Here is a 24,895-nt window from a genome sequence, read left to right as displayed (position 1 = left end):
AGATGAGCCTGTGCTCGGTCTGCAGCCGGATTTCCAGGAGCCTATCGATGATTCTGAACGACGTTTCACAACCTCGCCGCCTCAAGCACGCCGTGGCGGTTGCGGCATTGGGGCTGAGCCTGGGCTTGGGTTTGCTGGGCGCGGGCACGGCCCTGGCGCAAGCCCAGCCCGGCCAAGCGGGCATGCAGCCGCTGCCCCACAACGTGGTGCAACTGAGCGCCACGGCGCGGCAGCAAGCGCGCCAAGACTGGCTCACCCTGACACTGGCCCAGCGCGTGCAGGGCACCGACCCGGTGGCCTTGCAGCGCCAGCTCAGCCGCAGCGTCGAGGCGGCGCTGCAACAGCTGCGGCCCCAGGTACGCAGCGGCGAATTCGAGCTCAGCTCGGGCGGCTTCACCTTGCAGCCGCGCCACAACGCCGAGGGCCAGATCGTGGGCTGGCTGGGTGCCGCCGAGGTGCTGGTGCAGGGGCGCGATCTGGCGGCGCTGGCGGCGGTGCCGGCACAGGTGCGTGGCCTGAGCGTGTCGCAGCTGCAGTTCACGCTCAGCCCGCAAGCGCGCCAGCAGCTCGAGGCCGGGGTGCGCAGCGCCGCCATCGAGCGCTTTCGCGCCAGTGCCCAGCTGGTGGCGCGCGACTTCGGTTTCAGCGGTTACACCTTGCGCGAAGTCGTCATCAGCGCGGCGGAGCCCGAGTGGGTCGGGCGTCCGCGCCTACTGATGGCGGCGCCGGCCCGCCTGGATACGGCCGAGGTGGCGCTGCCCGCCGAGCCCGGCTCGGAATGGGTGCACATCACGGTGTCCGGGGCGGTGCAGTTGCACTGAGCCGGCCTTGCGCTCGAGGCGCGGGCGCTGTCATCGTGGTGTCCCAAAACGCTGCCAGCATGGCGCTTGGGGCTTGGTCCGAGTGGGCCGCGCTCATCTTCAAATTTTTGCACCCTTCGCATGAAACGCACTTTCACATTGCTGGCGCTGGCAAGCGTCGGCCTTTTCTCGGCTTTTTTCGCAGCTCTCACATGGGCGCCATGGGTTGTGGCGGCGCCGCTTGTTCCAGGCCAGCCGACCGTGACCGTGCGCGTGCTCAGCATCAGCGACTTTCACGGCGCTCTCATCGGGCCGACCGGCAGCATCGATGGCCGCCCAGTGGGGGGCGCAGAGCTTGTGGCCGGGCATGTGCAGCAGTTGCGTGCCGCGAACCCGAACACGATCTTCATCTCGACCGGCGACTTGGTCGGGGCCTCGCAACTGGTGTCGTCGCTGTTCCACGACGAGCCAACCGTGGAGGTGATGAACGCCATTGGGCTGGACATCAACGCCATTGGCAACCACGAGCTCAACCGCGGCCAGCACGAGGCCATGCGCCTGCAGCGCGGCGGCTGCCACCCGGTGCGCGGCTGCACCGAGGGCCGGCCCTTCACCGGCGCGCGCTACACCAGCCTGGCCGCCAACATGATCCAAAGCGCCACCGGCCAGCCCTTCTTCCCGGCCCAGCGCGTGTTCGAGTTTCAGGGCCAGCGTGTGGGCGTGATCGGCACCATCCTCGAAACCACGCCCAGCGCGGTGTCGGCGGCGGGCATTGCCGGGCTTGAGTTTCGCAACGAAGCCGCCAGCACCAACGCCCTGGTGCCCGAGCTGCGGCGCCAAGGGGTGCGCACCCTGATTGCCGCCATCCACGCTGGCGGGCGCGAAACCCCGCCCACCCCGGCCTTCAACGACTGCAACAACCTGCAGGGGCGCATCGTGGAGCTGGTGTCGCGCCTGGACGACGAGATCGATCTGGTCCTGACCGCCGACACCCACGTGCCCTACATCTGCCACCTGCCCAATGCCGCTGGGCGCCGCGTGCCGGTGACCAACGCCGGCTTCAACGGCCGCTTCGTCACCGTGGCCGACCTGACGTTGGACGCGCGCACCGGGGCCATGCTGCAGACCTCGGTTTTCAAGGTGCCCACGCACCACGACGCTGCGCCCGCCCACGCCGGCGTGCGCGCGATCGTGGAGCGCTACGCGGCCTTGTCGGCCCCGTTGCGCGACCGGGTCATCGGCCAGCACAGCGCCGACCTCACGCGCAGCGCCAGCGCAGCGGGCGAGTCGTTCCTGGGCAACCTGATCGCCGACGCGCAGTACCATGCCACCCGCGCCCCCGAGCACGGCGCCGCCGTGGCGGCGTTCATGAACCCGGGCGGTATCCGCGCCGACCTGGCCCACGCCGCCAGCGGCAACGAGGGGGCAGGGCGCATCACCTTTGGCGAGATGTTCACGGTGCAGCCCTTCTCCAACGACCTGGTGACCCTGACCCTGACCGGACGCCAGATCGAAATTCTGCTCGAGCAGCAGTTCACCGGCTGCACGGCGGCGCTGGCCCCCGCCGACTTCGACTTGCCCGCGGGCTTTGCCGGCCAACCCATGAACCGCGTCCTGCAAGTCTCGCAGGGCGTGAGCTACACCTGGCGCGCCAGCGGCGCGGCCTGCGACCGGGTGGACCCGGCAAGCATCCGCATTGGCGGCCAGCCAGTCAGCCCAGAGGCGCGTTTTCGCGTCACGGTAAACAGCTTTTTGGCCGACGGCGGCGACCACTTCACCATTCTGCGCCGGGGTACCGAGCGCGTGGTCGGGGCGGTGGACCTGGCGGCGACCGAGGCGCATTTGCAGCGCGTAGGCCTGATCGACCCGGCCACCTACCCGCGCGCCCAGGGTCGCATCCTGCACCAGCCCTGAGCAAGGGTAGAGCGGCCGGGTAGCGCTGACGGGCTTACTGCGCCGCCCAGCCGCCGTCCATGTTCCAGGCCGCACCGCGCACGTTGTCGGCGGCGCTGGAGCAGAAAAACACCGCCAGCGCGCCCAGCTCTGCGGGCGTGGTGAACTGCAGCGAAGGCTCCTTCTCGCACAGCAGGTGTTTGGTCGCTTCCTCGTTGCTCAGGCCCAGCGCGGCGGCGCGCTCATCCACTTGCTTTTGCACCAGCGGCGTCAGCACCCAGCCGGGGCAGATGGCGTTGCAGGTCACGCCCGTGGTGGCGGTCTCGAGCGCCACCACCTTGGTCAGGCCCACCAGCCCGTGCTTGGCCGCCACATAGGCCGACTTATTGGCCGAGGCCACCAGCCCATGCACCGAAGCCACGTTGATGATGCGGCCCCAGTTGGCCGCCTTCATGGCCGGCAACGCCAGCCGGGTGGTGTGAAAGGCGCTGCTGAGGTTGATCGCCAGCACCGCGTCCCAGCGCTCGGGCGGGAAGTCTTCGGTCGCGGCCACGTGCTGGATGCCGGCGTTGTTGACCAGAATGTCGACGCGGCCAAACTCGGCTGCGGCGGCGCGCAGCATGGCCTCGATCTGCTGCGGCTGGCTCATGTCGGCCCCTTGGTAGCTCACCCGGGCCCCCGGTGCGGCCACCGCCGCCACTTCGGCGCAGGCCGCTTGCGCGTCGCCAAAGCCGTTGAGCACCAGGTGCGCGCCCTGTTGCGCCAGCGCCTTGGCGATCCCGAGGCCAATGCCACTGGTGGAACCCGTGACCAAAGCCGTCTTGTTTGCGAGCATGAACCGTCTCCATTTGATTTACGATAGGTGCCATTATCCAATGGCGCTGGGCGGTCGCCGGTGCCCTGCGCCGCTCGCCTGGGGAGACAAGGCTACGACATGGAACCTGTATTGCATCATCTGGCCGTACCCGGCCCGCTGGCCACGCACGGCGAACCGCGCCGCATCGCCTGGTGGGAGTGGGGCAGCGAGGCTGCGGCAGCCAAAGGCCCGGCGCAGGTGGTGCTGTGCGTGCATGGCCTGACGCGCCAGGGGCGCGACTTCGACGTGCTGGCGCAAGCGTTGCTGGCGCAGGCGCAGCGGCCGCTGCGCGTGCTGTGCGTCGACGTGGCCGGGCGCGGCCACAGCGACTGGCTGGCCGACCCGGCCGCCTATGGCGTGCCCACCTACGCCGCCGATCTGGCGCTGCTGCTGGCGCACCTGCGCGCCAGCCACGCCGCAGCCACCGGCAGTGCCGAGCCCGCCGAGCTGGCCATCGACTGGGTGGGCACCAGCATGGGCGGCCTGATCGGCATGGCGCTGGCGGCCCAGCCTGGGTTGGGCTTGCGCCGGCTGGTGCTCAACGACGTCGGGCCGGTGATCGAGGCCGCCGCGCTGCGCCGCATCGCCACCTATGTGGGCACGCAAGCGGTCTATGCCAGCGAGCAAGACGCGGTGCAGGCGCTGGCGCAGCTGCATCGGGGCTTTGGCCCGCACAGCCCCGAGCAGTGGCTGGCCCTGTCGCGCCCGATGCTGCGGCCGGTGCAAGGCGGCTGGGCGCTGCACTACGACCCGGCGATCGCGCAACCGCTGCGTGCCTTGGTGGCGGCGGGTGAGTTCGTGGGCGGCGCTCCAGACCCCAGCGCGGGCGCCGCCATCCACGCCGGCGAGGCGCTGCTGTGGCAGATGTACGAGGCCATCACGGCCCCGGTGCTGCTGTTGCGTGGCGCCGATTCCGACCTGCTCAGCCATGCCACGGCGCTGGCCATGACGCAGCGCGGCCCGCGCGCGCGCCTGCTCGAGTTTGCGGGCGTGGGCCACGCGCCCACGCTGGTGGCCCCCGAACAGGTGGCGCCGGTGTGCGAATTTCTGTTGGCGCCATGAGATCGGCTCCTCCCGCGCCCGATCCGCCTGTCGCCACCGCCGCCCCCGCCGACGACGCTGCGGCGGCGCAGTGGCAGGCCCGCGCCGCCGACGAGCAGGCCGCCGTGCTGCGCGCGCGTGCCTTTGCCGAGCCGCTGCTGGCCAGCGAAACCCTCGACAGCGGCGAGAACACGCTGGCCCATGCCGACGGCGTGGCTGCGGTGCTCGACCTCATCGGCGGCGGGGCCGAGCTCAAGGTCTGCACCTACTTGGTCTATGCCTGTGAGCACCTGAACCGCCCGCGCGAGCTCATCACCAAAGCCTTCGGCAGCGATCTGGCGGCGGTGGCGCTGGAAACCACCAAGCTGGTGCAGTTGCAGCGCCAGACGCGAATCAAGGCGGCGCAGGTGCGGCTGGAACGCGCCAGCGCGGCCGACCCCGGCAGCGCCCAGCGTGCCGTCCCCAGCGAGCTCGAAGCCAGCCAGCACGAAAACATCCGCAAAATGCTGCTGGCGTTTTCGCGCGATCTGCGCGTGGTGCTGCTGCGCCTGGCCTCGCGCCTGCAAACGCTGCGCTACATCGCCGCCGCCAAAATCTCCCCCGACCCCGCCCTGGCCAGCGAATCGCTGCACGTGTTTGCGCCCTTGGCCAACCGCTTGGGCATCTGGCCGATCAAGTGGGAGATCGAAGACCTGGCCTTTCGCTTTCTCGAGCCACAGACCTACAAAGAGATCGCGCGCCGGATCGACGAAAAACGGATCGAGCGCGAGAGCCACGTCGAACAGGTGCGCCAGCACCTGCAACGGGCGCTGCGCGCCCAGGGCATCGACGCCGAGGTGCAGGGGCGGCCCAAGCACATCTACAGCATCGTCAAGAAAATGCACGGCAAGGCGCTCGATTTCGAGCAGGTGTTCGACCTGCGCGCGCTGCGCGTGGTGGTGCCGCAGATCGAGGACTGCTACCGCGTGCTGGCCTACGCGCACGCCCACTACAGCCCGTTGCCCGAGGAGTTTGACGACTACATCGGCAAGCCCAAGCCCAACGGCTACCAGTCGCTGCACACCGTGATCCGCGACGCGCAAGGCCGCGCCTTCGAGTTGCAGATTCGCACGCAAGCCATGCACGACCACGCCGAGCACGGGGTGGCGGCGCACTGGGCCTACAAAGAGGCCGGCAGCAAAGGCTACGCGGGCGTGCACGCCGATTCCGACTACGACGCCAAGATCGCCGTGCTGCGCCAGCTGCTGGCCTGGCAGAGCGACGTCGAGAGCGAGCGCCGCAAGCAAGCCACGCAGCCGCTGTTTGACGACGCCATCTACGTGCTCACGCCGCACGCGGCCATCGTCGAGCTGCCCAAGGGGGCCACGGCGCTCGATTTTGCCTACACCGTGCACACCGATCTGGGGCACCGCTGCCGTGGCGCGCGCGTCGATGGCGCCATGCTCGCCCTCAACACACCGCTGCAAACGGGTCAGACGGTGGAGATCATCGTCAGCAAAGACGGTGGCCCTTCACGCGACTGGCTCAACCCAGAGCAGGGCTACCTGGTGAGCCACCGCGCCAAAAGCAAGGTGCGGGCCTGGTTCAATGCCCAAGCGGTGCACAGCACCATCCAACGCGGCCGCGAGCTGCTCGACAAGTGGTTGCAGCGCGAGGGCAAGACCGCGCTCAACCTCGACGAACTGGCCAACCGCATCGGCTACGACCACGCCGCCGGCCTGTGCGAGGCGCTGGGCAAAGAGGAAATCACGCTGCGCACGGTCGAGCAGCTGCTCAACCCCGCCCCGGCGCTGCAAGCCCCGGACGAGGTGCAACTGCGCAAGGCACGCCACAGCCCGGCCCGCGCCCCGCAGGGCAGCGTGTTGGTGGTGGGGTTGGACTCGGTGCTGACGCAGCTGGCGCGCTGCTGCAAACCGGCGCCGCCCGACGACATCCGGGGCTACATCACGCGCGGCAAGGGCGTGGGCGTGCACCGGGCCGACTGCCCCGACTACGCCACGCTGGCGCAGCGCCACCCGGGCCGGGTGATCGAAGTGCAGTGGAATGGTGTCGCCGCCAAAGGCGATGTCGCCACCCACTACGCTGTCGACGTGGCGATCGAGGCGCAAGACCGCCAAGGCCTGCTGCGCGACATTTCTGACGCCTTTGCCAGCCAGAAAATCAACGTCATCGGCGTGCAGACGCAAAGCGTGAAAGGGGTGGCCTGGATGACCTTCACGATCGAGGTCAGCGACGCCAGCCGGGTGCAGCGCGTCATGGCGGCGCTGCAAGACGTGGCCGGGGTGCGCAGCGTGCGCCGGCGCTAGAAAGCTGTGCTAGAATCGCAGGCTTGCAACCGACCTCAGGCGCGTAGCTCAGCTGGTTAGAGCACCACCTTGACATGGTGGGGGTCGTTGGTTCGAGTCCAATCGCGCCTACCAACCGTGGTATTTCAAGCACCCCAGCAGCCTTGGGCTCCTGGGGTTTTTGTGGTGCGCCCAGCATGGGCGCCCACCTGCGGGTGCAAGTTTTCCCTGCCCCATCCAAGCGGCCTTCCAGTGTCTATCTCCCCGACCTGGGCTCGAACCCAGGACCTACGGATTGACGCCGCAGCCGGTTCAGTCGCGCCGCCCCATGCCTTTGCGGTCCAGCACGGCGCGCTGTTGCGGCGTCAGGGTCTGGTACAGGTTGAGCAGGGCTTGCTGCACCTGTTGCTGGCCTTGCGTGCGCGCTGCAGCCAGGCGCTGGCCTTGTTCGATGCGCTCGGGCAGGGTGGCGGCGGGTGCGCCAAGCTGCTGACGCGCTTGCTGCATGGCCTGGGTTTGCGCTTGCGCGGCGCTGGCAAAGGCGCTCCAGGCCGCTTCTTGCGCCGGTTGGAGCTGCAATTCGGTGCGCATGCGGTTGAGCTTGCGCTCGACGCGCGCCTGCGGGTTGCGTTTGCCGGCCATGGGGCCTGCGCCGTGTTCCCAACCCAGGGCGTGGCCCCAGGGCGACAGGCCGCCGTGGCTTTCGCCGCCCCAGTGCGGGCCAGCGTGCAGCGCGGGGGCGGCCAGCAGCGCCGCTCCCAGGGTGGCGGCCAGCAGCAGGCCGCGGGCGCTTTGGGTGGAGGTGAGGATGGGTTTCATGGGCTTTACTCCGGTAGCTGGTGACGCCAAATGGCAGGGCGATCTTCGCCCGGCGCTGGGCGGCGCGTGTTGCGCCAGTGTGGGCAAAAGGTAAACCGGGCTTGCAGGCCTGGGCTTTGCAATCTTGCGTTACAAATAAGCCTGCGGCCAGGGCAGCGGCCAGGCCTTACCATGGCGCCATGTCTGCAAGCCCCGAACATGTGCTGATCGTCGACGACGACCGCGAAATCCGCAGCCTGCTGAGCCAGTACCTGGAACAGGCCGGCTACCGCGTCACGACCGTGGCCGATGGCCGCGCCATGCTGCAGGCGCTGGAGCACTTGCGCATCGACCTGGTGGTGCTGGACTTGATGCTGCCCGGCAGCGACGGCCTGACGCTGTGCCGCAACCTGCGCGCGCGCTCGCAGCGCCTGCCGATTCTGATCCTGACCGCGCGCGGCGACGCGGTGGACCGCATCCTGGGGCTGGAGATGGGGGCCGACGACTACCTGCCCAAGCCCTTCAACCCGCGCGAGCTGCTGGCGCGCATCAAGACCATTCTGCGTCGCTCCCAGGCCCTGCCGCCGAACCTGGAGCCGCAGCCGGTGCAAAGTTACACCTTTGGCCCGGGTTGGCGCCTGAGCACCGCGACCCTGGCCCTGACCGCCCCCGACGGGCAGATCGTGCCGCTGTCGGGGGCCGAGTTCCGGCTGCTGCGCGCTTTTCTGCAGCATCCGCAGCGCGTGCTCAGCCGCGACCAACTGCTGGAGTGGGTGAGCAAGCGCGAGGCGCTGGCCTACGACCGCAGCATCGACGTGCAAGTGGCGCGCTTGCGCAAGCGCCTGCGCGACGACGGCAGCGAACCAGCGCTGATCCGCACCCTGCGCGGCCAGGGCTATCTGCTCGCCTGCGAGGTGCAATGCGACACCTGAGCCTGTGGCCGCAGACGCTGTTCGGGCGCTTGCTGCTGCTGCTGGTGGCGGCCTTGCTGCTGTTGCAGTTGCTGGCGGTGGCGCTGTTCTTGAGCGAGCGCCAGGCGGCGCTGCGCGAGCACGTCGGGCGCCAGTTCGTGCAGCGCATCGCCTCGGTGCATCGGGCGCTGGACAACCAAACCGACGCTGGCGCGCGCCAGCGCCTGGCGCAGGACTTGAGCACGCCACGGCACCGGCTCGCCGTGCTGGCCACGGCACCGCTGCCCGAGGCGGGCCAGGGCGCGCCGTTCATGCGCCGCTTGCAAGCGGCGGTCGGGCCCGAGCGCGCCATCGTGGCGCGCCGCCTGCCCGGGCCGCGCGGATTCGACTTCGAGCTTTATCTGCAACTGCACGACGGTCACTGGCTGCAGGTGCAGGCCAATGCGCCCGAAGACCGCATCGCCTGGCCCGAGCGCCTGTTGCTGCACCTGGGCCTGTTGCTGGCGCTGGTGCTGGCGCTGACCTGGTTCATGGCGCGCATGACGGTGCGCCCGCTGAGCCGTCTGGCGCAAGCCGCAGCCGCCCTGGGGCAGGACTTGCGCCAGCCGCCCCTGCCCGAAAACGGCCCGAGCGAAGTGCGCAGCGCCGCGCGCGCCTTCAACGCCATGCAGCAGCGCATCCGCGCGCAGATCGAGGAGCGCGAGCGCTTTTTGGCCGCCGTGTCGCACGACTTGCACACCCCGGTCACCCGGCTGCGCTTGCGCGCCGAACTGCTGCGCGACGCCGATTTGCGCCAGCGCATGCTGCGCGACCTCGACGAGATGCAGGACATGCTCGGCGGCGCGCTCGACTTCCTGCACGGCCAGGCCAACCCCGAGCCGCGCGCCAGCATCGACATGGTGGCCCTGCTCGAAAGCCTGGTGGAAGACCTGCGCGAGCAGGGGGCCGAGCTGGAACTGAGCACACCGACGCAGCTGGCCTGCGTGGGCCAAGCGCAGGCGCTGCGCCGCGCCTTGGGCAACCTGATCGACAACGCGCTCAAGTACGGCCAGCGCGCCCAAGTGCGCCTGTTCGAGCGCGCCGACCGGTCGCTGTGCGTGCAGATCGACGACTTCGGCCCCGGTTTGCCCGCGGCCGAGCTGGAGCGCGTGTTCGAGCCCTTTTACCGCGTCGAAGGCTCGCGCAGCCGCGAAACCGGCGGCGTCGGCCTAGGGCTGGCGATCGTGCGCCAGATCGTGCGCCAGCACGGCGGCAGCGTCAGCTTGAGCAACCGCCACGGCGGCGGCCTGCGCGCCGAGTTGGTCTTGCCCGCAGGCGGCGCTGCACTGGCCGCATGAGCCCCGTCTGGATCGAGACCCAGATCTCGCGCGTGCTGCTGCACGGCGCGCGCGCGTACAAGGTCAAGAAGCCGCTGCGGCTGCTGCAGCGGGCCGGTGTCCTGCGCTGTGCAGCCCTGGCGCTGGCTGGGTCTGGGCACACTGGCGGCAGATGCAGGCGGCCTGCTGCTGCTGCGGCGCCACCTGCGCCAGCAGTTCAGCGCTGAAGCTGACGCCGGTGCACCAGCACGGGCCGTCAAAGCTGCCGCTGGCCGAGGCCGCGCATTCGTTGGCTTGGCCACACAGCGGGCACAGTGGGGCGTGCAGAGGAGCCGGTGGCGGGGCCTCTGGGGCGGGGTTTGGTGCCGGGTTTCGGGTTGTGGGCGACACGGTGTAGGCTGCGCGGGTTGGTGCATGGGGGGTCAGCCTGGGCGCCATGCCCAAGCCGAGGTTGTGCTCTACTGTAGCCGAGCCTGGGCGTGCCGCAAAGGCTGCTACCATGCCCACTTCTTCAGTTCATCCTACCTGCCTTGAGCCTGCAAGCGACCGAGTCTTCGGCCTCCGGAAACCCTCTCGAGCTCAGCCCGGCCGCGCCCCCAGCCGCTGGCCCATGCCTGCGCTTCCCCGACTCGCCCTTCGAGCTGTTCCAGCCCTTTGAGCCGGCGGGCGATCAGCCGGCGGCGATCGAGCAGCTGGTGCAGGGCGTGCGCGCCGGCGAGGTCTATCAGACCCTGCTGGGCGTGACCGGCTCGGGCAAGACCTACACCATGGCCCACGTGATCGCGCGGCTGGGGCGCCCGGCGATCGTCTTTGCGCCCAACAAAACGCTGGCGGCGCAGCTCTACAGCGAGTTTCGCGAGTTCTTTCCCCACAACGCGGTCGAGTACTTCGTCAGCTACTACGACTACTACCAGCCCGAGGCCTACGTGCCGCAGCGCGACCTGTTCATCGAAAAGGACAGCGCCATCAACGAGCACATCGAGCAGATGCGCCTGTCGTGCACCAAAAGCCTGCTCGAGCGCCGCGACGTGGTGATCGTGGCCAGCGTGTCGGCCATTTACGGCATCGGCCAGCCCGAGAGCTACCACCGCATGATCATGACGCTGCGCGTGGGTGACCGCCTGGGCCAGCGCGAGGCCATCGCGCAGCTGGTGCGCATGCAGTACGAGCGCAACGAGCAAGATTTTGCGCGCGGCCTGTTTCGGGTGCGCGGCGACACCATCGACGTCTTTCCGGCCGAGCACTCGGAGCTGGCGCTGCGCATCGAGCTGTTTGACGACGAAGTCGAATCGTTGCACCTGTTCGACCCGCTCACCGGGCGCATCCGCCAGCGCATCCCGCGTTTCACCGTCTATCCCAGCAGCCACTACGTGACGCCGCGCGAGCAGGTGCTCGACGCCGTGGAAGGCATCAAGCTCGAGCTGGCGCAGCGCCTGCAAGAGCTGCTGGCAGCGGGCAAGCTGGTCGAGGCGCAGCGGCTGGAGCAGCGCACGCGCTTCGACCTCGAGATGCTGGTCGAGGTCGGGCACTGCAAGGGCATCGAGAACTACTCGCGCCACCTCTCGGGCACGGCGCCGGGCGAGCCGCCCGCGACCCTGCTCGACTACCTGCCGCCGGATGCGCTCATGTTCCTCGACGAGAGCCACGTGATGATCGGCCAGCTCGGCGGCATGTACCACGGCGACCGCTCGCGCAAGCAGACGCTGGTGGAGTACGGCTTCAGGCTGCCCAGCGCGCTCGACAACCGGCCGCTCAAGTTTGACGAGTTCCAGGCCCGCATGCGCCAGTGCGTGTTCGTTTCGGCCACCCCGGCCGACTTTGAGCGCCAGCACGCCAGCAGCGTGGTCGAGCAGGTGGTGCGCCCCACCGGCCTGGTGGACCCCGTGCTCGAGGTGCGCCCAGCCACGCATCAGGTCGATGACGTGCTGCAGGAAATCCGCCTGCGCGTGCAGCGCAGCGAGCGCGTGCTGATCACCGTGCTGACCAAGCGCATGGCCGAGCAGCTCACCGAATACCTGGGCGAAAACGGCGTGCGCGTGCGCTACCTGCATTCCGACGTGGATACGGTGGAGCGGGTCGAGATCATCCGCGACCTGCGCCTGGGGGTGTTCGACGTGCTGGTGGGCATCAACCTGCTGCGCGAGGGGCTGGACATCCCGGAAGTGAGCCTGGTGGCGATACTCGACGCCGACAAGGAGGGCTTTCTGCGCTCCGAGCGCAGCCTGATCCAGACCATAGGGCGCGCCGCGCGCCACCTCCATGGCACGGCGATCCTGTATGCCGACCGCGTCACCGATTCGATGCGCCGCGCCCTCGATGAAACCGAGCGCCGCCGCCACAAGCAGCTGGCCTTCAACGCCGCGCACGGCATTACGCCGGCCGGGGTGGTCAAGCGCATCAAGGACTTGATCGACGGGGTGCAGAGCGACAAGGCGAGCGAGCAGGCGCAGCGCACCGAGCTGGCCCGGGTGCAACAGGTCGAAATCGAGGAGATGAGCGCCAAAGACCTGGCGCGCGAGCTCAAGCGACTGGAAAAGCTGATGCTCGAGCACGCGCGCAAGCTCGAATTCGAGCAAGCGGCGCAAGCGCGCGACCGGCTGGCGCAGCTCAAGGACCGGGTGCTGGGCGCGCACGGCCTGCAGTAGCGGCTCCCCTGTTTGGGGGAGGGGAGTGGTTCCAGCTTGGCCCACAATCGCGGCATGCCCAGCTGCACGCGCATCTACCTGATCGAAGACGACCGCACCGTGTTGCAGTTCGTGCAGCACGCCTTGGCGCTGCGGCCCGACTGGCGCCTGGTGGGGCATTCCGCGACCTACTCGCACGCCCGCGTCATGGCCCCCAACAGCTTGGCCGATGTCTATCTGGTCGATCTGGGCCTGCCCGATGGCCGCGGCGAAGACATGCTGCGCCTGCTCACGCTCACCAAGCCCGAGGCCGAGCTGCTGGTGTTCACCGTGTTTGGCGACGAATCGCGCCTCGTGCATGCCTTGCAATCGGGGGCCACCGGCTACGTGCTCAAGGGCTGCAACGACGCCGAACTGATCGAGGCGATCGAACAGATCTGCGCCGGCGGCGCCCCCATTTCGCCGCTGCTGGCACGCCTGTTGCTCAAGCAGTTGCGCAACCACGCCCCGGCGCAGGCGGCCGACAGCGACACCGCAGACCCGGCGCTGTCGGAGCGCGAAACCGCGGTGCTCAAGCTGGTGGCGCAAGGCTACGTGAACAAGGAGATCGCCAGCCGGCTCGGCATCGGCACCGCCACCGTGAGCACGCACATCAAGAACCTGTACCGCAAGCTGGCGGTGCACACCCGCGTGCAGGTGGTGCGTGCGGCACAGGACCGGGGCCTGTTGTGAGGGCTGGTTTGCCTCCTGCGCCACCACCACCCCCAGGGCAGAGCGCCAGGCGGGTGCCGCATTACCTCTGGGTCGGGCTGCTGCTGCTGGGTCTGTTGTGGGCGCTGCACAGCGTGTCGCGACCCGCGGGGCTCGAAGGCGCCGTGACCCTGCGCGAGGCGCAAGCGAGCCTGCCGCAGCACCCGCAGGAGCCGCCGCAGCGGGTGAGCCTGCCCCACATTCTGGACGATCAGCCCGCCGCTTGGTCGGGCTGGGTGGACTACCGGCTCGATTGGCCGGCAGCGCTGCACTACGACGACCCGGCCCAAACCCGGCTGGCGCTGCTGTTGCCGCGCGTCGGCACCCGCTTTCGGGTGCTGCTCAACGGCCACGAGATCTACCAGGTCGGCTGGTATGCCGCACCCGAGCGCAACATACTGAGCGCCTGGTTCCCCTATCTGGTGAACCTGCCCCCGCAGCTGCTGCAGCCACAACCGCAGCAAAACCGGATACACATCCAGGTGCAGGGCCAGTTGCTCGAGCGCAGCGGTTTGTGGCCGTTGCAGATCGGCTACTACGGCAGCCTGTTCGAGCGCCACCAGGTGCTCGAAGTCTGGCAGGTCAAGGGCACCTGGATGATGCTCATCAGCTCGCTGCTGATGGGCTTGCTCTCGCTGCACCTGTGGCGCACCTTGAATGAGCGCCTGTTTTTGCTCATGGCGCTGGCGGCGCTGGCGCATTCGGTGCGGTTGGTCCTGTCGGTTTCGCTCGAGCCGCCCTTGAGCTTTGGCTGGTACTTTTATCTGCACCGCCTGGCCTTCACCTGGTACGTGGGGTTTTTTCTGTTGTTCGTGGCCGAGTTGTTGGGGTTTCGTGATCGCCTGGTGCACGGGTTGGCCTGGTTTTTGATCGCCGTGGGTCCGTTCTGGCTGGCTTGGACGCTGCATGCGCAAGACTATGATCTGTATCGAATCTGGGCTGGCGCCATGGCTGTCTTCGGGGCGCTGTCGCTGCTCAGGCTGCTGCTGTTCAAAGCGCGCCAGCGCGACACACCGGACGGCGACCAGATTCTGGTGCTGGTGGTGGCGGCCTTCACCCTGGCTACGGGCGTGCGCGATTTTTTGGTGGTGCAGCTCAACTTCCCCGGCGACGCCGACCTGCGCTGGACTTCGCTGGGCAGCCTGGCCTTGCTCTTTACCCTCAGCTGGGTGCTGGCGCAGCGCGCCACCGCGTCCACGCGCGAGGTGCACCGGCTCAACCAGTCTTTGGCCGGGATTCTGGCCAGGCGCGAGGCCGAACTGCGCCGGGCCTTTGACCAGTTGCGCGCCTCCGAGCAGCAACGTGCCATCGAGGGCGAGCGCCGGCGCCTGATGCGCGACATGCACGACGGCCTGGGCAGCCAACTGGTGCAGACGCTCAACATGGTGCGCAGCCAGAAGGACACGCTGGACGCGGGTTCGGTCGAATCCATGATCCACCACGCGCTCGAAGAGCTGCGTCTGATGCTCGATTCGCTCGAACCCATGGAGGGCGATCTGGCCACCATTTTGGGCACCTTCAGGCAACGCGTCGAGCCGGCGCTGGTGGCCGCCGGGATCGAGCTCGACTGGCAGGTGCAAGACGTGCCGGCCTTGCCCAGCCTGGACGCGCAGGGCGTGATGCACCTGTTTCGCTGCATGCAGGAGATTTTTGCCAACGTCGTCAAGCACGCCCAGGCGCGACGCGTGTGCGTGCGCACGCGCAGCGACGCAGCCCACGTGTACCTGACGGTGACCGATGACGGCGTGGGCATGCAGCGCCCCCACACCAAGCCCCAGGCCCAAAGGGGTTTGGGCAATTTGCGCGCCCGCGCGGGCAAGCTCGGGGCCCAGGTGCGTTTTTTCGATGCCCGCCCAGGAACCGGGGTCGAATTTGCCTTTCCAATCCAACGCACCTTCACGCCGGAGGCAGGCGACACCGTGCCCTCGGTCGATTGAACAGCCCAAATCCCCTGCGCAACGCAAGACCAAGCAAAAAGCTCGGATATTGGGTATACTTCGGTTCAACGAACGGTTGTCGATGCGTGCTGGGCGCACCGGTTCTCACACCCCGCCAAGGGTGGCGAACACCGAGCCTGCAGGCCCGACCGCCGGCCACGAGAGGGTGTACTCAATCAAAAAACGCCAAGGAAAGCACCATGCGCCTCACCACCAAAGGGCGGTTCGCCGTCACCGCCATGATCGACTTGGCCTTGCGTCAGGCTGGCGGCCCCGTCACGCTGGCGGCCATCAGCCAGCGCCAGCAGATTTCGCTTTCGTACCTGGAGCAGTTGTTTGGCAAGCTGCGCCGGCACGATCTGGTCGAATCCACCCGCGGCCCTGGCGGCGGTTACATGCTCGGACGCAAGGCCAGCGACATCACGGTGGCCGACATCATCGTCTCGGTCGATGAACCGATCGACGCCACCCAATGCGCCGGCAAGGAAAACTGCCACGGCGAGGGCGAGCGCTGCATGACGCACGAGCTGTGGACGGCGCTGAATGCGAAAATGGTGGACTTTCTGGATTCGGTTACCTTGCAAAAATTGGTCGATGACCAGCTCGCCAAGGGCGTGGTGATCGAGGCCACGCCCTCGGTCAAGCGCGCCATTTCGAGCGCGCCGGTGCTCAAGCCCATCCGCGTCAACGCACCCAACTCGGTTTTTGCACTGGGTACGGCAGCAGGAAAATGAACATGACCCCGCACTTCCCCATCTACCTCGACTACAGCGCCACCAACCCTTGCGACCCGCGGGTCGTGGACCTGATGGTGCCGTGGCTTTACGAGCACTTTGGCAACCCGGCCTCGCGCAGCCACGCCTGGGGCTGGGAGGCCGAGCGCGCAGTGGAGCAGGCGCGCGAGCAAGTCGCTGCCCTGATCGGTGCCGACCCGCGTGAAATCGTCTGGACCAGCGGCGCCACCGAATCCAACAACCTCGCGCTCAAGGGCGCGGCCCATTTTTACCGCGACAAGGGTCGGCACCTGGTGACCGTCAAGACCGAGCACAAGGCCGTGCTCGACACCTGCCGCCAGCTCGAGCGCGAGGGCTTTGAAGTCAGCTACCTCGACGTGCAGCCCGACGGCCTGCTCGACCTCGATGCCTTCGCCGCCGCCCTGCGCCCCGACACCGTGCTGGCCTCGGTGATGTACGTCAACAACGAGATCGGCGTGGTGCAAGACATTGCCGCCATCGGCGCCCTGTGCCGCGAGCGCGGCGTGCTGCTGCACGTGGACGCGGCGCAGGCCACCGGCCGCATCGAGGTCAACCTGCAGCAGCTGCCGGTCGATCTGATGAGCCTGACGGCGCACAAGACCTATGGCCCCAAAGGCGTGGGCGCGCTCTACGTGCGGCGCAAACCGCGCGTGCGGCTGGAAGCGCAGATGCACGGCGGCGGGCACGAGCGCGGCATGCGCTCGGGCACCTTGCCCACGCACCAGATCGTCGGCATGGGCGCGGCCTATGCCTTGGCGCAAGCCGAAATGGCGACCGAGCTGCCGCGCATCCGCGCCTTGCACCAGCGCCTGCTCGCTGGCCTGTCGGGCATCGAACAGGTCTTCCTCAACGGCCACCCGACCCAGCGCGTGCCGCACAATCTGAACATGAGCTTCAATTACGTCGAGGGCGAATCGCTGATCATGGGCGTCAAGGGGCTGGCGGTGTCCAGCGGCTCGGCCTGCACCTCGGCCAGCCTCGAGCCCAGCTACGTGCTGCGCGCCCTCGGCCGCTCCGACGAACTGGCCCACAGCAGCCTGCGCATGACCATCGGGCGCTGGACCACCGAGGCCGAGATCGACTACGCCGTGCAGAGCATCCGCGACAACGTGGCCAAGCTGCGCGAGCTCTCGCCGCTGTGGGAGATGTACCAGGACGGCGTCGATCTGTCCACCATCCAGTGGGCCGCGCACTGACGGCATCCGGCGGCAAATCGTCTCATCTGACAGGAGTACACCATGGCATACAGCGACAAGGTCATCGACCACTACGAACACCCGCGCAACGTCGGCGGTTTTGACAAGGGCGACGACACGGTCGGCACCGGCATGGTCGGGGCGCCGGCCTGCGGCGACGTGATGAAGCTGCAGATCAAGGTCAACCCGGCCACCGGCCTGATCGAGGACGCGCGCTTCAAGACCTACGGCTGCGGCTCGGCCATCGCCTCGAGCTCGCTCATCACCGAATGGGTCAAGGGCAAATCGCTCGAGCAGGCGACGCAGATCAAGAACAGCCAGATCGCCGAAGAACTGGCGCTGCCGCCGGTGAAAATCCACTGCTCCATCCTGGCCGAAGACGCCATCAAGGCCGCAGTCGAAGATTACCGGCAAAAGCACGCCGCTGCAGCCCCGGCTGCTGCGGCGGCCCAGCCAGCGTCCCTGGCCCACTGACACCACCATTTTTTAGGGTTTGAGTCCATGTCCGTCACGGTAACCGAAGCCGCTGCCAAACACGTGCGCAAATACCTGGCCCGGCGCGGCAAGGGGGTGGGGGTGCGGCTGGGCGTCAAGACCACCGGTTGCTCGGGCTTGGCCTACAAGCTTGAGTACGCCGATGCGCCGGCCCCCGACGACGTGGTGTTCGAGAGCGCCGGCGTGCAGGTGCTGATCGACCCCAAAAGCCTGCCCTACCTCGACGGCACCGTGCTCGATTTCGTGCGCGAGGGCCTCAACGAGGGCTTCAGGTTCAGCAACCCCAACGAACGCGACCGCTGCGGCTGTGGTGAATCGTTCCGGGTCTGAGGTGCAGGCGGGCGCGCTGCCCGGGGCCGGGGCGGTGCCGGCCGATGCCGACGCAGCCTCGGGTGCGGTGGCGCTGGGCGACGAGATCAACCTGCGCGCCGACGACTACACCCTGTTTGCCTTGCAGCCCGGTTTTGCACTCGACCGCGCCGCGCTCGAGCAGCGCTGGAAGCAGTTGCAGCGCCTCGCCCACCCAGACCGCCACGCCACCCAAGGCACGGCAGCGCAGCGGCTGGCGTTGCAGTGGTCGGTGCGCATCAACGAAGCCTACCAGCGCCTCAAAGACCCGCTCAGGCGCGGCGCCTACTGGTGCGAGCTGCAGGGGCAGAGCGTGGGGGCGCACGACAACACCGCCATGCCGACCGATTTTTTGCTGCAGCAGATGCAATGGCGCGAGGCCATGGCCGAAGCCCGCAGCGCCGCCGATCTGGGCCCGCTGCAAGCTGAACTCGAGGCCGAGCGGGCGCAGCGGCTGGCGGCCCTGCAGGCCGCCATCGACGTGCAGCGCGACCCCCGCGCCGCCGCGCAGCAGGTGCGCGCGCTGCTGTTCCTCGAGCGCTTCGAGCAACAATTGCACGAGCGCCTAGACCGTTACTGATCCCCATTCATGGCTTTGTTGCAAATCTCCGAGCCCGGTCAAGCGCCGGACCCGCACCAGCGGCGCATCGCCGTCGGCATCGACCTGGGCACCACCCACTCGCTGGTGGCGGCGCTGCGCCACGGCCAAAGCGTCTGCCTGCCCGATGCCCAGGGCCGGGTGCTGCTGCCCAGCGTGCTGCGCTACCTGCCCGCCGCTGCACCCAACCAAAGCCCGGGCCGCCAGATCGGCTGGGAGGCGCTGCAGGCGCAAACGCAAGATCCGGCCAACACCATCAGCTCGGTCAAGCGGCTGATGGGCCGCACCCGCGCCGACCTGCAAGCCAGCGGCGTGCTCGAGCGCCTGCCCTATACCGTGGTGGATGGCGTGGGCATGGCGGCGGTGCGCACCGTGGCCGGCGACAAGAGCCCGGTGGAGGTGAGCGCCGAGATTTTGGCCGCCTTGCGCCAGCGCGCCGAAGACAGTTTCGACGCCGATCTGTACGGCGCCGTGATCACCGTGCCGGCCTATTTTGACGACGCCCAGCGCCAGGCCACCAAAGACGCGGCGCAACTGGCCGGGCTCCAGGTGCTGCGCCTGCTCAACGAACCCACCGCTGCGGCGCTGGCCTACGGACTCGACCAGGCGGCCGAAGGGCTGTACGCGGTGTTCGACCTGGGCGGCGGCACCTTCGATGTGTCGCTGTTGCGCCTCAGCCGCGGCGTGTTCGAGGTGCTGGCCACCGGCGGCGACTCGGCCCTGGGCGGCGACGACTACGACCGCGCCTTTGCCGACGCCTTGCTGCAGCGCTGCGGCCACCGCGGCCACGCCAGCGACCTGCCGCTGGCCGAGCGCGCGGCGCTGCTGGCCGAGGCGCGGCGCCTCAAAGAGGCGCTGTGCAACCTGGGCGATGCGGCACAGACCTTGCCTTTTGCCGCCACCCTGCACGGGCAGGCGCTGCAGTGCCCGGTGAGCCGCGCCGAGTTCGATGCCGCCACCGCCGCGCTCACCGAGCGCACCGTGGCCGCGCTGCGGCGCGTGCTGCGTGACGCGCGCGTCACGCCCGAGCAGGTGCAAGGGGTGGTGCTGGTGGGAGGGGCCACGCGCATGCCGGCGCTGCGCCAGGCGGTGGCCACGTACTTCGGCCGCGCCCCACTCACCGACCTCGATCCCGACGAGGTGGTGGCCCTGGGTGCGGCGCTGCAAGCGCAGCAACTGGCCGGCAACCCAGACAGCGGCGAGGGCTGGTTGCTGCTCGACGTGACGCCGCTCTCGCTCGGCCTCGAGACCATGGGTGGACTGGTCGAGCGCATCGTGCCGCGCAACACGCCGCTGCCGGCGGCGCTGGCGCAGGACTTCACCACCTACCAAGACGGCCAGACCGCGCTGGCCTTGCATGTGTTGCAAGGCGAGCGCGACCTGGTGCCGGACTGCCGCAGCCTGGCGCGATTCGAGCTGCGCGGCATCCCGCCCATGGTGGCCGGGGCGGCGCGCATCCGCGTCACCTTCCACCTCGACGCCGACGGGCTGCTGAGCGTGAGCGCGCGCGAGCAAAGCAGCGGCGTCGAGGCGCACATCGAGGTCAAGCCCTCGTATGGTTTGAGCGACGAACAGATTGCCACCATGCTGCAGGAAGGCAACGCCAGCGCCGCGCAAGACATGCGCGCGCGCGCCCTGCGTCAGGCGCAGGTGGAGGCCGATCGCATGGCCGCCGCCACCCGCAGCGCACTGGCCGCCGACGGCGAGCTGCTGCAGCCCGAGGAGCGCGCCGCCATCGAGGCCTTGCTGCAGACGCTGGCGCAAACCCGGCTGCTGGACGATGCCGCGGCGATCGACGCCGCCACCGAGGCACTGGCCCAGGGCTGCGAAGAATTTGCTGCCCGGCGCATGAACCGCAGCATCGCCACCGCTCTGGCCGGGCAAAATATCGACCAGTTCTGAACTTCGACCCGTTTCAAGGCCACCCTGCTCGCCATGCCGACCCTTACCGTTTTGCCACACCCCGAACTCTGCCCCGAAGGGCGCCGGATCGAGGGCCTGAGCGGCAGCACCCTGTGCGAAGCCTTGCTCGACCACGGCGTGGCCATCGAGCACGCCTGCGACATGAGCTGCGCCTGCACCACCTGCCACGTGATCGTGCGCCAGGGCTTTGCCACCCTCGAGCCCGCCAGCGAAGAAGAAGAAGACCTGCTCGATAAAGCCTGGGGGCTGCAACCGCAGTCGCGTCTGAGCTGCCAGGTGCGGCTCGGGCGTCAGGACTTGACGGTGGAAATCCCGCGCTACACCATCAACCACGCGCGCGAAAACCACTGAACCCGCCATGCGCCAAATCGTCCTCGACACCGAGACCACCGGGCTGTCGCCGGCCAACGGCGACCGCATCATCGAAATCGGCTGCATCGAGTTGCTGGGGCGCAAGCCCAGCGGCAACAACCGCCACTACTACCTCAACCCCGAGTGCGAGATCCACGCCGAGGCGCAGCGCGTGCACGGCCTGACGCTCGACTTCCTGGCCGACAAGCCCAAGTTTGCCGAGGTCGCCGCCGAGCTGCTCGACTACCTCGCCGGGGCCGAGCTGATCATCCACAACGCCCCCTTCGACCTCGGTTTTCTCGACGCCGAATGGCAGCGCCTGGGCCACGGCCCCACGCGCCAGCTGGCCGGCGGCGTGATCGACACCCTGCTCATGGCCAAGGAGATCTATCCCGGCAAGCGCAACGGGCTCGATGCCCTGTGCGAGCGGCTCGGCGTCGACAACTCGGGCCGCAAACTGCACGGCGCGCTGCTCGACGCCGAGCTGCTGGCCGAGGTCTACATCTGCCTCACGCGCGGTCAGGATTCGCTGCTGATGGAGCTCGACCTGGGCGCAGCGGCTGCGGGCATGAATGGTGGCCCGAACGGCAGCGCGCACGGCAACCCGAGCGCTCAACCGAACGGCGGCGGCCACGCGGCAGGCGCAGTTGCACCCAGCGCGCAGGCCGACGCCGCAGCGGCCCACGATTGGGCGGCGCATCTGGAGCTGCCGTTGCTGCGCGCCAACGCGCTCGAACTGCAAGCCCACGAGGCCTTGCTGCTCGAGCTGGACCGGGCCAGCAAAGGCAAAACCGTGTGGCGCCGCAGCCTGGCGCCGCAGGCCGCGTAGCGCCAGGGCGGGGACGTGCCCTCGATTCCTCAGAGGTCCAACTCCGAGTGCGAGCCAAGCCGCGCCAACAGGAGCAGGTCGGGATTCGCCTCGGTGCCGTCGCCGTCGATGAGGCGGTAAATCAGCACCAGGTCAGGCCGCACATGGCAATCCCGGTAGTGCTTCCAGTCGCCAGTCAGCGCATGGTCGCGGTGCTTTGCTGCAAGCGGCTCATCGTTCGCCAAAGACGCGATGATCTGCTTCAGATCGGTGTCCAGCACTGCGCGGTGCGGCCCCTTGCCTTCGCGTTTGAAGTCCCGCTTGAACGCAGTTGTCCGCTCAATCTTGCGCATGAAGATCGGCGAACAAGTCATCGACCGAATCAAACCGCTTGAGCCCACCGCGCTCAATCTCGGCGAAGGCCGCCAGCGTTTCGGCGTTGGGCTGGAACAGGCCGGGCGGGATGGCCTTGTCGCGCGCAATGCGGGTCATGAGCACGCGCACCACATCGCTCACCGTCAGGCCGGCGGCCTCGATGACTTCCTTTGCCATGTCCTGAATGTCGCCCGGAACGCGGGCTTGAACCATGCGGCTAGCGGCCATGATGGATCTCCTTTGTATTTCACTGTAACACAAAGTCCAGGGCTGGTCATCAGTCCCTAAAATAGGGGATGGTCGGAGCGGCGGGATTCGAACTCGCGACCCTCTGCTCCCAAAGCAGATGCGCTACCAGGCTGCGCTACGCTCCGACTGAGCCTCTGATTGTAAGGCCCGTCAGTGCCGTTGCTGGCAGGGCACGCGAAAATATTTGCTTTTTCCAGCCTCGGGTGCTACAATGCGAGGCTTCACGACCGATTGGGCGGGTTTTTACCGGCCCTTTTTTTTTGGCTCGGTCGTAGGCCGCAAGGCAGCGCAAGCAACCCCACGATTTTTGGCAACCTCGCTCATCAGCCGCCCTGTGGCGGCTGGGGCACACCCGACACGCATGAACTGGCAGCACACCGTAGAGCAAACCGTCACCGGGATGGGTTTCGATCTGGTGGATCTGGAACGATCCGCCGGCGGGCTGCTGCGCGTCACCATCGACTGGCCGTGGGCGGCGGCCGGCGCACAGGCGGCCGCCGGGGCTGAAGGGGTGGGCGGCAGCCTGGAGCGCGCCATCACCGTGGAAGACTGCGAGCGCGTGACGCGCCAGTTGCAGCTGCTGCTCGAAGTCGAGGCGGTGGACTACAAGCGGCTCGAGGTGGGCTCGCCCGGCATCGACCGGCCGCTGCGCCACGCCGCCGATTTTGAGCGCTTTGTGGGTTCGGTGATCGATGTCACGCTCAAACAGCCCATAGGCGCGGCGGTGGCCGCAGGTGGGGTGGCCGTGGCCGCCAACCGCAAGAAATTCCGTGGCACGCTCGAGCGCGCGACGGCGCCCGAGGCGGCGCCCGAATCCGCCCCTGGGTCCGGTGCCGCGCCCGCCAGCCGCTGGCAGATCGTTTGGCGCGAGGAGCCGGTGCGCAAACCGGGCCAGCGCCCGAGCAAAAAATCCCAGCCCCTGCCGTTGCAGGTGCTGGGTTTCGAATTGTCCGAGCTGCGCGAGGCGCGGCTGGCACCGATCGTCAACTTCAAGGGCCGCAGCGCAACCGCGCCGGCCGCACCCACCGCCGCAGCCGGTGGCAGCCATACTGGAAAGGCAGACCCCAAATGAACCGCGAAATGTTGATGCTCATCGACGCCATTTCACGCGAAAAGAACGTCGAACGCAGCGTGGTCCTGAGCGCAGTCGAGTTTGCGCTGGCCTCGGCCACCAAGAAGCTCTACAAGGGCGAGGTCGATATACGCGTCAGCGTCAACCCCGACACCGGCGCCTACGACACCTACCGCCGCTGGCTGGTGGTGCCCGACGAGGCCGGGCTGCAAAACCCGGACGCCGAAGAGATGTACTCCGACGTGGCCGACGAACACCCCGGCATCGAGGTGGGCGAGTACATCGAGGTGCCGATCGAATCGGTGCCGATCGGGCGCATCGGCGCCATGGCCGCCAAGCAGGTGATTCTGCAGCGCATCCGCGACGCCGAGCGCGAAATGCTGCTCAACGACTTCATGAGCCGCGGCGACAAGATCTTTGTCGGCTCCGTCAAGCGGCTCGACAAGGGCGACCTGATCGTGGAGAGCGGGCGCGTCGAGGGGCGGCTCAAGCGCTCCGAAATGATCCCCAAGGAAAACCTGCGCAGCGCCGACCGCGTGCGCGCCATGATCATGGAAGTGGACCTGAGCCTGCGCGGCGCCCCGATCCTGTTGTCGCGCGCCGCACCCGAGTTCATGATCGAACTCTTTCGCCAAGAGGTGCCCGAGATCGAGCAGGGGCTGCTGGAGATCAAATCCTGCGCCCGCGACCCCGGCTCGCGCGCCAAGATCGCCGTCAAATCCTACGACAAGCGCATCGACCCGATCGGCACCTGCGTCGGCATGCGTGGCTCGCGCGTCAACGCCGTGACCAACGAACTGGCCGGTGAGCGTGTCGATATCGTGCTCTGGAGCGAAGACCCGGCGCAGTTTGTGATCGGCGCGCTGGCGCCGGCCAACGTGCAATCGATCGTCGTCGATGAAGAGCGGCACGCCATGGACGTGGTGGTCGATGAGGAAAACCTGGCGATCGCCATCGGCCGTGGCGGCCAGAACGTGCGCCTGGCCGCCGACCTGACGGGCTGGAAGATCAACATCATGACCGCCGACGAATCGTCGGCCAAGCAGGCACAAGAGACCGACGCCATCCGCACGCTGTTCATGAGCAAGCTCGACGTCGATCAAGAGATGGCCGACATCCTGATCGGCGAAGGCTTTACCAGCCTCGAAGAAGTGGCCTACGTGCCGCTGCAGGAGATGCTGGAGATCGAAGCCTTCGACGAAGACACCGTGACCGAACTGCGCGCCCGCGCCAAGGCGGCCTTGCTCACGCTGGCCATCGCCAAGGAAGAGAGCGTGGAAGACGCAGCGCGCGAACTGCGCGACCTCGAGGGCCTCAATGCCGAGTTGCTGGCCCAACTGGCCGCGGCCGGCGTCCACACCCTCGACGAACTGGCCGATCTGGCCAGCGACGAATTGATCGAAATCACCGGGCTCAGTGCCGACGAAGCGACGGCGCTGATCCTGCGCGCGCGCCAACACTGGTTTGCCGCCGAGCAGGCCCCCGAGCAATCCTCGCCACCCTCGCAGTCCTGA

The 24,895-nt window shown here is 68.2% G+C and carries 24 protein-coding genes and 2 tRNA genes; 20 read left to right on the top strand and 6 right to left on the bottom strand.

Features of this window, described 5'->3' with window-relative positions; genetic code table 11:
• The first annotated feature begins 47 nt into the window (after window positions 1-47).
• Together AAAZ40_RS10430 and AAAZ40_RS10425 are read left to right on the top strand one after the other, a co-directional pair.
• Entirely contained in the window at window positions 48-821 is a 774-nt protein-coding gene (locus tag AAAZ40_RS10430; protein WP_476660302.1) for an SIMPL domain-containing protein, read from the top strand.
• Between the two features lie 240 nt (window positions 822-1,061).
• Window positions 1,062-2,714, top strand: coding sequence for a bifunctional metallophosphatase/5'-nucleotidase (locus AAAZ40_RS10425; protein ID WP_476660301.1), 1,653 nt, complete (start codon window positions 1,062-1,064; stop codon window positions 2,712-2,714).
• A gap of 34 nt (window positions 2,715-2,748) precedes the next feature.
• Here the strand turns inward: AAAZ40_RS10425 and AAAZ40_RS10420 are convergent, their stop codons facing one another.
• On the bottom strand, window positions 2,749-3,528 hold the full coding sequence (locus AAAZ40_RS10420) for a 3-hydroxybutyrate dehydrogenase (RefSeq protein WP_476660300.1): 780 nt from the start codon (window positions 3,526-3,528) through the stop codon (window positions 2,749-2,751).
• A gap of 99 nt (window positions 3,529-3,627) precedes the next feature.
• Between AAAZ40_RS10420 and AAAZ40_RS10415 the strand changes: the two genes are divergently transcribed.
• From AAAZ40_RS10415 to AAAZ40_RS10405, 3 genes are all read left to right on the top strand, one after another.
• Complete coding sequence (locus AAAZ40_RS10415) at window positions 3,628-4,611, top strand: alpha/beta fold hydrolase (protein ID WP_476660299.1); 984 nt, start codon at window positions 3,628-3,630, stop codon at window positions 4,609-4,611.
• Entirely contained in the window at window positions 4,608-6,896 is a 2,289-nt protein-coding gene (locus tag AAAZ40_RS10410; RefSeq protein WP_476660298.1) for a RelA/SpoT family protein, read from the top strand. The genes AAAZ40_RS10415 and AAAZ40_RS10410 overlap by 4 nt, the downstream gene beginning before the upstream one ends.
• Window positions 6,897-6,933: 37 nt before the next feature.
• A tRNA-Val gene (locus AAAZ40_RS10405) sits at window positions 6,934-7,010 on the top strand.
• A 177-nt stretch (window positions 7,011-7,187) separates the two neighbouring features.
• Here the strand turns inward: AAAZ40_RS10405 and AAAZ40_RS10400 are convergent.
• Window positions 7,188-7,694 carry a Spy/CpxP family protein refolding chaperone gene (locus AAAZ40_RS10400; protein WP_476660297.1) on the bottom strand — a complete coding sequence of 169 codons (507 nt, stop codon included), beginning with the start codon at window positions 7,692-7,694 and terminating at the stop codon, window positions 7,188-7,190.
• Window positions 7,695-7,873: 179 nt separating this feature from the next.
• Between AAAZ40_RS10400 and AAAZ40_RS10395 the strand changes: the two genes are divergently transcribed.
• Window positions 7,874-8,605: a response regulator gene (locus AAAZ40_RS10395; protein ID WP_476660296.1), complete on the top strand. Its 732-nt coding sequence runs from the start codon at window positions 7,874-7,876 to the stop codon at window positions 8,603-8,605.
• On the top strand, window positions 8,593-9,921 hold the full coding sequence (locus tag AAAZ40_RS10390; protein ID WP_476660295.1) for an ATP-binding protein: 1,329 nt from the start codon (window positions 8,593-8,595) through the stop codon (window positions 9,919-9,921). Before AAAZ40_RS10395 ends, AAAZ40_RS10390 begins: the two co-directional genes overlap by 13 nt.
• Window positions 9,922-9,984: 63 nt before the next feature.
• On the opposite strand, the gene AAAZ40_RS10385 is transcribed toward AAAZ40_RS10390, so the two are convergent.
• Window positions 9,985-10,338 (bottom strand): cysteine-rich CWC family protein, encoded by a 354-nt coding sequence (locus AAAZ40_RS10385; protein ID WP_476661731.1) that lies wholly within the window; start codon window positions 10,336-10,338, stop codon window positions 9,985-9,987.
• Between the two features lie 176 nt (window positions 10,339-10,514).
• Here AAAZ40_RS10385 and uvrB point away from each other — a divergent pair, with 176 nt between their 5' ends.
• The 11 genes from uvrB (at window position 10,515) to dnaQ (ending at window position 21,706) form a co-directional block, all read left to right on the top strand.
• Window positions 10,515-12,545 (top strand): excinuclease ABC subunit UvrB, encoded by a 2,031-nt coding sequence (uvrB, locus tag AAAZ40_RS10380; RefSeq protein ID WP_476661730.1) that lies wholly within the window; start codon window positions 10,515-10,517, stop codon window positions 12,543-12,545.
• Window positions 12,546-12,599: 54 nt separating this feature from the next.
• A complete protein-coding gene (locus AAAZ40_RS10375; protein WP_476660294.1) occupies window positions 12,600-13,256 on the top strand; it encodes a LuxR C-terminal-related transcriptional regulator in 657 nt (218 codons plus the stop codon).
• A gap of 53 nt (window positions 13,257-13,309) precedes the next feature.
• Complete coding sequence (locus AAAZ40_RS10370) at window positions 13,310-15,211, top strand: sensor histidine kinase (RefSeq protein ID WP_476660293.1); 1,902 nt, start codon at window positions 13,310-13,312, stop codon at window positions 15,209-15,211.
• Between the two features lie 200 nt (window positions 15,212-15,411).
• On the top strand, window positions 15,412-15,945 hold the full coding sequence (gene iscR / locus AAAZ40_RS10365; protein ID WP_476660292.1) for a Fe-S cluster assembly transcriptional regulator IscR: 534 nt from the start codon (window positions 15,412-15,414) through the stop codon (window positions 15,943-15,945).
• The gene (locus tag AAAZ40_RS10360; protein ID WP_476660291.1) at window positions 15,942-17,162 is read left to right on the top strand and encodes an IscS subfamily cysteine desulfurase; all 1,221 of its coding nucleotides are present in this window, start codon (window positions 15,942-15,944) and stop codon (window positions 17,160-17,162) included. The genes iscR and AAAZ40_RS10360 overlap by 4 nt, the downstream gene beginning before the upstream one ends.
• Window positions 17,163-17,204: 42 nt before the next feature.
• A complete protein-coding gene (iscU, locus tag AAAZ40_RS10355; RefSeq protein ID WP_476660290.1) occupies window positions 17,205-17,636 on the top strand; it encodes a Fe-S cluster assembly scaffold IscU in 432 nt (143 codons plus the stop codon).
• 27 nt (window positions 17,637-17,663) lie between these two features.
• Entirely contained in the window at window positions 17,664-17,987 is a 324-nt protein-coding gene (gene iscA, locus AAAZ40_RS10350) for an iron-sulfur cluster assembly protein IscA (protein ID WP_476660289.1), read from the top strand.
• Window positions 17,988-18,072: 85 nt separating this feature from the next.
• Window positions 18,073-18,585 carry a Fe-S protein assembly co-chaperone HscB gene (gene hscB / locus AAAZ40_RS10345; protein WP_476661729.1) on the top strand — a complete coding sequence of 171 codons (513 nt, stop codon included), beginning with the start codon at window positions 18,073-18,075 and terminating at the stop codon, window positions 18,583-18,585.
• A 9-nt stretch (window positions 18,586-18,594) separates the two neighbouring features.
• Complete coding sequence (gene hscA / locus AAAZ40_RS10340) at window positions 18,595-20,505, top strand: Fe-S protein assembly chaperone HscA (RefSeq protein WP_476660288.1); 1,911 nt, start codon at window positions 18,595-18,597, stop codon at window positions 20,503-20,505.
• Window positions 20,506-20,538: 33 nt separating this feature from the next.
• Window positions 20,539-20,877, top strand: coding sequence for an ISC system 2Fe-2S type ferredoxin (gene fdx, locus AAAZ40_RS10335; protein WP_476660287.1), 339 nt, complete (start codon window positions 20,539-20,541; stop codon window positions 20,875-20,877).
• 7 nt (window positions 20,878-20,884) lie between these two features.
• Entirely contained in the window at window positions 20,885-21,706 is an 822-nt protein-coding gene (gene dnaQ, locus AAAZ40_RS10330; RefSeq protein ID WP_476660286.1) for a DNA polymerase III subunit epsilon, read from the top strand.
• 29 nt (window positions 21,707-21,735) lie between these two features.
• Here the strand turns inward: dnaQ and AAAZ40_RS10325 are convergent, their stop codons facing one another.
• From AAAZ40_RS10325 to AAAZ40_RS10315, 3 genes are all read right to left on the bottom strand, one after another.
• Window positions 21,736-22,038: a type II toxin-antitoxin system YafQ family toxin gene (locus AAAZ40_RS10325; RefSeq protein WP_476660285.1), complete on the bottom strand. Its 303-nt coding sequence runs from the start codon at window positions 22,036-22,038 to the stop codon at window positions 21,736-21,738.
• Complete coding sequence (locus tag AAAZ40_RS10320) at window positions 22,025-22,288, bottom strand: type II toxin-antitoxin system RelB/DinJ family antitoxin (RefSeq protein ID WP_476660284.1); 264 nt, start codon at window positions 22,286-22,288, stop codon at window positions 22,025-22,027. The genes AAAZ40_RS10325 and AAAZ40_RS10320 overlap by 14 nt, the downstream gene beginning before the upstream one ends.
• A gap of 69 nt (window positions 22,289-22,357) precedes the next feature.
• Window positions 22,358-22,434 (bottom strand) — tRNA-Pro (locus tag AAAZ40_RS10315).
• A gap of 236 nt (window positions 22,435-22,670) precedes the next feature.
• Between AAAZ40_RS10315 and AAAZ40_RS10310 the strand changes: the two genes are divergently transcribed.
• Window positions 22,671-23,381: an LSm family protein gene (locus AAAZ40_RS10310; RefSeq protein WP_476660283.1), complete on the top strand. Its 711-nt coding sequence runs from the start codon at window positions 22,671-22,673 to the stop codon at window positions 23,379-23,381.
• Window positions 23,378-24,895 carry a transcription termination factor NusA gene (gene nusA / locus AAAZ40_RS10305; RefSeq protein ID WP_476660282.1) on the top strand — a complete coding sequence of 506 codons (1,518 nt, stop codon included), beginning with the start codon at window positions 23,378-23,380 and terminating at the stop codon, window positions 24,893-24,895. Before AAAZ40_RS10310 ends, nusA begins: the two co-directional genes overlap by 4 nt.

It is taken from the genome of Serpentinimonas sp. SMBJO2 (assembly GCF_056341105.1).
Note: the sequence above shows the minus strand (reverse complement) of the source record. Positions and strands in the feature narration are given on the sequence as shown.

Coding starts and splice junctions, on each gene's coding strand:
- AAAZ40_RS10400 (WP_476660297.1), bottom strand. CDS start 7,694: ATGAAACCCATCCTCACCTCCACCCAAAGCGCCCGCGGCCTGCTGCTG.
- nusA (WP_476660282.1), top strand. CDS start 23,378: ATGAACCGCGAAATGTTGATGCTCATCGACGCCATTTCACGCGAAAAG.
- AAAZ40_RS10320 (WP_476660284.1), bottom strand. CDS start 22,288: ATGGCCGCTAGCCGCATGGTTCAAGCCCGCGTTCCGGGCGACATTCAG.
- AAAZ40_RS10395 (WP_476660296.1), top strand. CDS start 7,874: ATGTCTGCAAGCCCCGAACATGTGCTGATCGTCGACGACGACCGCGAA.
- AAAZ40_RS10360 (WP_476660291.1), top strand. CDS start 15,942: ATGAACATGACCCCGCACTTCCCCATCTACCTCGACTACAGCGCCACC.
- AAAZ40_RS10415 (WP_476660299.1), top strand. CDS start 3,628: ATGGAACCTGTATTGCATCATCTGGCCGTACCCGGCCCGCTGGCCACG.
- AAAZ40_RS10375 (WP_476660294.1), top strand. CDS start 12,600: ATGCCCAGCTGCACGCGCATCTACCTGATCGAAGACGACCGCACCGTG.
- iscR (WP_476660292.1), top strand. CDS start 15,412: ATGCGCCTCACCACCAAAGGGCGGTTCGCCGTCACCGCCATGATCGAC.
- AAAZ40_RS10390 (WP_476660295.1), top strand. CDS start 8,593: ATGCGACACCTGAGCCTGTGGCCGCAGACGCTGTTCGGGCGCTTGCTG.
- fdx (WP_476660287.1), top strand. CDS start 20,539: ATGCCGACCCTTACCGTTTTGCCACACCCCGAACTCTGCCCCGAAGGG.
- AAAZ40_RS10420 (WP_476660300.1), bottom strand. CDS start 3,528: ATGCTCGCAAACAAGACGGCTTTGGTCACGGGTTCCACCAGTGGCATT.
- iscU (WP_476660290.1), top strand. CDS start 17,205: ATGGCATACAGCGACAAGGTCATCGACCACTACGAACACCCGCGCAAC.
- AAAZ40_RS10385 (WP_476661731.1), bottom strand. CDS start 10,338: ATGGCGCCCAGGCTGACCCCCCATGCACCAACCCGCGCAGCCTACACC.
- hscA (WP_476660288.1), top strand. CDS start 18,595: ATGGCTTTGTTGCAAATCTCCGAGCCCGGTCAAGCGCCGGACCCGCAC.
- AAAZ40_RS10410 (WP_476660298.1), top strand. CDS start 4,608: ATGAGATCGGCTCCTCCCGCGCCCGATCCGCCTGTCGCCACCGCCGCC.
- iscA (WP_476660289.1), top strand. CDS start 17,664: ATGTCCGTCACGGTAACCGAAGCCGCTGCCAAACACGTGCGCAAATAC.
- AAAZ40_RS10430 (WP_476660302.1), top strand. CDS start 48: ATGATTCTGAACGACGTTTCACAACCTCGCCGCCTCAAGCACGCCGTG.
- AAAZ40_RS10325 (WP_476660285.1), bottom strand. CDS start 22,038: ATGCGCAAGATTGAGCGGACAACTGCGTTCAAGCGGGACTTCAAACGC.
- dnaQ (WP_476660286.1), top strand. CDS start 20,885: ATGCGCCAAATCGTCCTCGACACCGAGACCACCGGGCTGTCGCCGGCC.
- AAAZ40_RS10310 (WP_476660283.1), top strand. CDS start 22,671: ATGAACTGGCAGCACACCGTAGAGCAAACCGTCACCGGGATGGGTTTC.